This is a genomic window from Clostridium beijerinckii HUN142, assembly GCF_000621745.1.
Taxonomy (GTDB): Bacteria; Bacillota; Clostridia; order Clostridiales; family Clostridiaceae; genus Clostridium; species Clostridium beijerinckii_A.
Genome location: NZ_KK211337.1, coordinates 366472 through 373099, shown reverse-complemented (window position 1 = coordinate 373099; position 6628 = coordinate 366472). Strand labels below are relative to the sequence as shown.

Sequence of the window (6628 nt, the reverse complement as noted above, 5' to 3'; positions counted from 1 at the left end):
ATCTTTTTAATTTAACATTTCGAAATTAAATTATTGTCAACCAAAATCTTCAAAGAAAAACTCCTAAAAGTTCCATCATCAAACTTCAATTTAATCTTATCTTTGTCATTTTCATCAAATCCAGCAATTTCTCCCATACCATAAGTTCTATGGGCTACTTTATTTCCAATCTCGTATCCATAAGTATCAACAGGCATATCATTTAATTTTCCTTCAACTACAAACCTTGAAACATCCTTAAATTGGCCTTTCCTGCTTCTTGGAGAAAATAAATACAGGTTATCTATAGCACGAGTTATTCCAACATAGAAAAGCCTTCTCTCCTCTTCGATATTATCTTTTATACTATTTGAATGGGGGATTGTTTCTTCTACGCAATTTATAACATAGACATTTTTAAATTCCATTCCTTTTACGCCGTGTATAGTGCTTAAGATAACACCTTCTCTCTTAGTTTTTCTTTTACTTTCCTCTATACTTTGTTTTACTTCCTCTATGTGTTCTAGAAATTCGAATATAGTTTTATATCCTTCTGCTGATAATTTAAATTCTTCTATTATATCTTCTAAGTCCTCAAAACTTTGATTAAACTTATGAGCATATTCCTGCAAATAGTCTCTATATCCTAAATCCATTACTATATACGCAATTGCTGATGACAAAGATATCTTATTTAAATAATTTATATCCTTCCGCAACTCATCAAGTTTTTTCCTTTGAAACGGTGGCGTGTCTTCTTTATTGATCATTATAGTAAATGGATTTTCTTCTTTTTCATAATTTTTTATATAAAACAAATTGCCCTTGCTTATATATCTAAAGGGTCTATTTATTATTTGCAAAAAACTATTTCTATCAAACTCATTTACGCTTAATCTTAAATATGAAATTAAATCCCTGCAAATAAAATGCTCAAAAAAATTATATTCTCTATCAAGTAATGTGAATGGGATTTTTCTTTTAGTTAATACATCAATAACAGACATAGACTCTATGTTTGTTCTATACAATACTGCATTATCCTCATATTGAATATCTAAAGTCTTATTTTTTATAACTATATCAGTCAAATTTTCTGCCTGCATTTTTTCATTATATGGACTAAACCACTTAACAATTCCCTCACAATCTTTATTCCACTTTATTTCTTTATTATTTCTCTTCTCATTATAGGCAATTACAGTTTTTGATTTATCTACTATATTCATTCTGCTTCTATAATTTATTGATAAATAATATTTTTTACCACCTATAAATATTTTATCAAAGTTGACCATATATTCCGGTTTTGATCCCCTAAAAGAGTAAATACATTGATCTTCATCTCCAACTGCAAAAAGATTATTATCTTCTCCCTCATTTATTAACTTTAAGAAATCAATCTGCATTTCGTCACAATCTTGAAATTCATCGACTAAAACATACTTGAATAATTTTCTATAGGATAACAACATATTCTTATCACTCTTTAGTAATTCTAGCACTTCTATTGCTAAATCATCAAAATCCCTTTTATTGTGTTCTTTTTTATATTCTTCATATTTTTCTAGAGCTTCTTCAAAAACTTCTTTTGCAATGGATGGCTTAAATTCATTTAATGGGACTCTTGAAGTTTTATATAGAGAAATATTATTTATAGCTTCTTTAATTTTATCTTCATTAACCTCATCAAAGTATTTACCTAAAATATTACTAACTATTTTATGAACAATTGCTCCATCAATTATATCGACATTTCTCCCACATCTCAAAAGTATCTTATAAAATAAGCCATGGAATGTCCCAAAAAAAGGTGAACTGTTCATATTGAATTTAGATACGTATCTATTTTTCATATTCTTTGCCGCGGCTTTTGTAAATGTAATTACTATTATATTTCCATTAGCTACTCTTTTATGCTTTACTAGATAATTGACTCTATTTATTATAACCGTAGTTTTTCCAGATCCAGGTGCTGCAACTATCAATGCATTTTTTTCTTCTGCCTTTACTGCATCCATCTGATATTTATCAAGATCGTACCCCACTGTAATACTCCTTCTTTCATTTCTATTTACATTTCAGTATCCATAAGTTTCTTCATACGAAAGTTACATATTTTAAATTCTCTCCATAATTACTATATGAATTTCATTTTTTTCTCATAATACAGGATATTTTCTACTTAAAATTTTATAATTTAATATGTGTCTGATTTTAAGTTATAAGCAACTATATTGTAATCAAAGTCTTATAGATGTACAATAGTTTTATGCATTTTAATTCATAATGGATTAAACACAATTATTAAGTAAAATTATTTACATGTTTTTTTAAAGGAGATTATTATGGATAATAAATCTAGTTTTAATGTTAAGGATGAACGAAATTTAACGATGTTAGTTGATTTTTACGAATTGACTATGGGTAATGGTTATTTCCGTAAAGGACTTAAAGACAAAATAGCATACTTTGACATGTTCTTTAGGCGAATCCCTGATGATGGCGGATATTGTATAATGGCAGGGGTTGAACAATTAATCGATTATTTAAGTACTTTAAAGTTTACTGATGACGATATTACTTACCTAAGAGATAAACACGCCTTCTCCGAAGAATTTCTTGACTATTTAAAAGACTTCGATTTTAGTTGCGATGTTTGGGCTGTTCCAGAAGGAAACCCAGTATTTCCGAACGAACCTCTTGTAACTGTTCGTGGTCCTGTAATTCAAGCTCAATTCCTTGAAACAATGATTCTTTTAACAATAAATCATCAGACACTAATTGCTACAAAAGCTAATAGAATCTGTAGAGCAGCAGATGGGCGTCCTGTAATGGAATTTGGTTCAAGAAGAGCCCAAGGTTATGATGGAGCAATTTATGGCGCTAGAGCAGCCATTATAGGTGGCTGTAGTTCAACAGCCTGCACTATGTCAGACAGGATGTTTAATATCCCTGCTGTTGGAACTATGGCTCATAGCTGGGTTCAATTATATGATACAGAATATGATGCATTTAAAGCCTGGGCTGAAATTTATCCAGATGACTGTGTGCTACTTATCGATACTTATAATGTTATAAAATCAGGAATTCCAAATGCAATAAAAGTATTTAACGAAGTTTTAAAACCTCTTGGTAAAAGACCTCGTGGCGTAAGAATAGATTCTGGTGATATTACTTATCTAACAACAAAATGCAGAAAAATGTTAGATGAAGCTGGATATGAAGATTGTGGAATTGTAGTTTCCAACTCTCTTGATGAGCATATTATAAAAGACGTACTAGATCAAGGTGCATGCATAAACTCTTTTGGCGTTGGTGAGCGACTTATAACTGCAAAATCCGAACCAGTTTTTGGTGGCGTTTATAAATTGGTTGCATTGGAAGGTATTAATGAAATTATCCCTAAAATTAAAATAAGCGAAAATGAAGAAAAAATAACAAATCCAGGCTTTAAGAAGATAATAAGAATATTTGATAAGAACTCTCATAAGGCATTAGCAGATTTAATTACTTTGAGAGATGAAAACATTAACGAGAATGAACCATTAATATTATTTAACCCTATTCATACATGGAAGAGAAAAAAAATCAAAAACTATTACACTAAAGAACTTCAAGTCCAAATATTCAAAAGTGGAAAGTGCGTGTATAAATCTCCTACCGTTTTAGAAATAAAAGATTTTTCAAAACTTGAGACAGATAAGCTATGGCCCGAAGTACTTAGATTTGAAAATCCTCATACTTATTATGTTGATTTATCACAAAACTTATGGTCTTTAAAACATTCTCTTCTTCATAAATATACAACCTCTTATGAAATACAAGAATAAGATCATGCAAGAATTCAATTAATGCATCAATCTTTTCTATGAATATGATAAAATTTTTATAGTTAAAATAAATATATAATCTTTTTATTCATAAAAATAGAGATTAGAATATTTTCATTATATTCTAATCTCTATTTCTTTAACATTAGTAGTTAATATTTATTCTCTTTTCGTCCTCATATATAGACAAATTTAGAAAACCGTAGTCTTCCTTCATAATTTCTTTAAAATTGATACCACTTGACTCACTGCATTCATTAAAAATGCAATGCTTATCTTCTTGCCCTTTTAATGATTCACTCTTTATAGGGCATTCACCATAACACTCCACCTTTTCTTTTGTTGTTGACCAAAATGGACACCTACTCATAAAACCCGCCATCCTTTTCTCATCCTAATAATTTATAAATCTCATAAATTTATGAATTTATTATATTACAAACGTTGCCAAAAGTAAAGATTTTACAATGGAATTCTATGTAAAATTAAAGAGCATCTTTTATAATGCTCCTTAATTTTTCTAATTATATTTGACAAATATTCTTAACAACTGAAATATTTATAAGTTCATTTTGGAATGCTCTAAGTAATGCTTTTTCCAAAACCTTTTCTTTGTCGAAATTTTCTATATCTCTACATTCAGAAAAAACTTTGTTTTTCTCGCCTTTAACATTTTTATAAGTTAATGTAACATATGGCTTGTCATATTCCACTTCTAATATTTTTATTCCCCAAGATATTTGCGCGAAGTCTCCATCAACAGTTAATTTTGTTAATTCCTTTAACTTCTCATTATCCTTGCTTGGATCATTTACAATTATTAATTCGTCCCCAACTTTATATTTTCCCACAAAAATACGCCTCCTCATCAATTTCTATTTATATTTTTATCATAGGCTAAATGATTTTAATTAAGTCTGTAATAAAAATTATCATTTTTTTGTAGAAATAGTAATTATAATTACTATAGTATGTTAATTAATTAACACACTCTGTTTAGTTATATTTTAACAGACTTTTCTTTAATGTACAACAAATTTTTGATATTTTCATTCAATTATCAGAAAATTAATTAGAATTAAGTTTTTTATTTATAATTAAGCGCTAAAATTAAACAAATCCATCTTTCTCTTTGCGTTTTTATTAATAATGATCTTCTAAGTAATAATAATTGTTTAAAAATAGTATTAGTTAATTAGTTGACTCTTCATTTATTTCTATGTTATAATCGGTATATAAAACTAATAGAAGTGAGGTTTTCACAATGGATCAAATAGCTTCAGTTTTTAAAGAAAAAAAGCTAAAATTAACTCCTCAACGACTTGCAGTATATAACTATTTAATTAATACTACTTCCCATCCTTCAGCAGATGTTATTTATTCCGATATTCATATCCAATATCCAACTATGAGTTTAGCTACTGTTTATAAAGCGTTAAAAACATTAGTTGATGTAGGATTAATTCAAGAAATAAATGTTGGTGAAGGAAACTTTAGATATGATGGAAATTCATCACCTCATCCTCACTTGCAATGTTTAAGTTGCGGAAGAGTCGATGATTTTAAAGATCTATCTCTAGATAATCTTAATGCTTTGGCAAGAGAGCATACTGATTATCAAATTGTTTCAAATAAGGTTTATTTTTATGGTTATTGTAGAAACTGCAAATAATTATTATTTTTTTGATCATGATCATAACTTGGCAGAAATATTTTGCTTACAGTTATGGTCTTTTTTTATTTTATAGCTTTTATATTATTAATATGCATCACTATATCAACATATAATTTATTGAGGTGATACATAATGAAAATCTTCATATTAAAGAAAAAGGAGTTAGTAAGCTCAGTGTTATATATATCATTATTATTTTTAATTATAACCATTGTTTACTTTATTTCTAATAAGTTTGAATCTTTACAAACTATATCTCCAATAAACATTGCACAAAGCACACAATGCGACTTAACAGGTGATGGTGAAAAAGATACTTTTCAACTATTAAGTTCACAAAACAAGGTGGATTTTAATATAAATTGTTTCGATAATGATTATTATCTTTCTACCCAGCTTGATGATAAGATACTTTTTACAACTAATCTTCATTTTGAACCCAAAGTTTATTTTCATAATCTCTCTAGAGATAATATTCCTGAAATTATACTTTTAGGCTCTAAAAACGATAAATCTATGTCTTATGTATTTAAGTGGAATAAAAAAAACTTTGATCTACTTTATTCAAACAGTAATAATATTTTCGGTATATTAGATTGCAAAAATTCTAAGACTCCTCAGTGTTATTCGGTATCATCATCAGAAGGACTTTCTTCATTAAGCAGCTTTATGATCATTAATAATAATATTTTAGATACCAGCAAAGATAATACGACTCTTCCTTCATTAGATTCTACAACGAGTTTTATCAATCTAATTGAACTCCCTTATGTAGTTGATGATCTCCCAGATATATTTTCTTCTACAATTGATAAGGAAAATCTATCTTTACTTTGGAGTTTAGACAAGGATAATTATTCCTATACCTTTCAGAATGCCTTTTTTTATGATTATAAATGGACTGATTCATTAGAGCCGTCAGCTATAAGGTGGAGATTGTCTTTTGAAAAAAGCAATCTTAAAGGTACAAATAATAAAAGTGAATTAATCTTATTGATAGATTTAGAAAAGCAAGGTTCTTCTTATAAAATAACTAGTATACAAAAAGCCAAATAAATATAAAAGGCCGCATTAAGCGGCCTAAAGGGGGATGAGGGGTTACTTAATGAAGTAAAAAATTTATCCGATAGTTGACTACCAT

The 6628-nt window shown here is 28.2% G+C and carries 6 protein-coding genes; 3 read left to right on the top strand and 3 right to left on the bottom strand.

All coding sequences use genetic code 11. From position 1 onward, the window contains the following. Positions 1-11: 11 nt before the first annotated feature. Positions 12-2027: an ATP-dependent helicase gene (locus tag T483_RS0125410; RefSeq protein WP_026889362.1), complete on the bottom strand. Its 2016-nt coding sequence runs from the start codon at positions 2025-2027 to the stop codon at positions 12-14. A 300-nt stretch (positions 2028-2327) separates the two neighbouring features. Here T483_RS0125410 and T483_RS0125405 point away from each other — a divergent pair, with 300 nt between their 5' ends. Continuing rightward, a complete protein-coding gene (locus tag T483_RS0125405) occupies positions 2328-3812 on the top strand; it encodes a nicotinate phosphoribosyltransferase (RefSeq protein WP_026889361.1) in 1485 nt (494 codons plus the stop codon). 145 nt (positions 3813-3957) lie between these two features. Here T483_RS0125405 and T483_RS0125400 read toward each other — a convergent pair whose 3' ends face one another. Both T483_RS0125400 and T483_RS0125395 read right to left on the bottom strand, forming a co-directional pair. Continuing rightward, positions 3958-4194 carry a hypothetical protein gene (locus T483_RS0125400; protein ID WP_242841927.1) on the bottom strand — a complete coding sequence of 79 codons (237 nt, stop codon included), beginning with the start codon at positions 4192-4194 and terminating at the stop codon, positions 3958-3960. A gap of 142 nt (positions 4195-4336) precedes the next feature. Further along, complete coding sequence (locus tag T483_RS0125395) at positions 4337-4663, bottom strand: hypothetical protein (protein WP_011968671.1); 327 nt, start codon at positions 4661-4663, stop codon at positions 4337-4339. Between the two features lie 413 nt (positions 4664-5076). On the opposite strand from T483_RS0125395, the gene T483_RS0125390 reads away from it, so the two are divergent. Then, positions 5077-5484, top strand: a complete 408-nt coding sequence (locus T483_RS0125390; RefSeq protein WP_026889359.1) for a Fur family transcriptional regulator — start codon at positions 5077-5079, stop codon at positions 5482-5484. 135 nt (positions 5485-5619) lie between these two features. Beyond that, entirely contained in the window at positions 5620-6543 is a 924-nt protein-coding gene (locus T483_RS0125385) for a hypothetical protein (RefSeq protein WP_026889358.1), read from the top strand. The last annotated feature ends 85 nt before the right edge of the window (positions 6544-6628 follow it).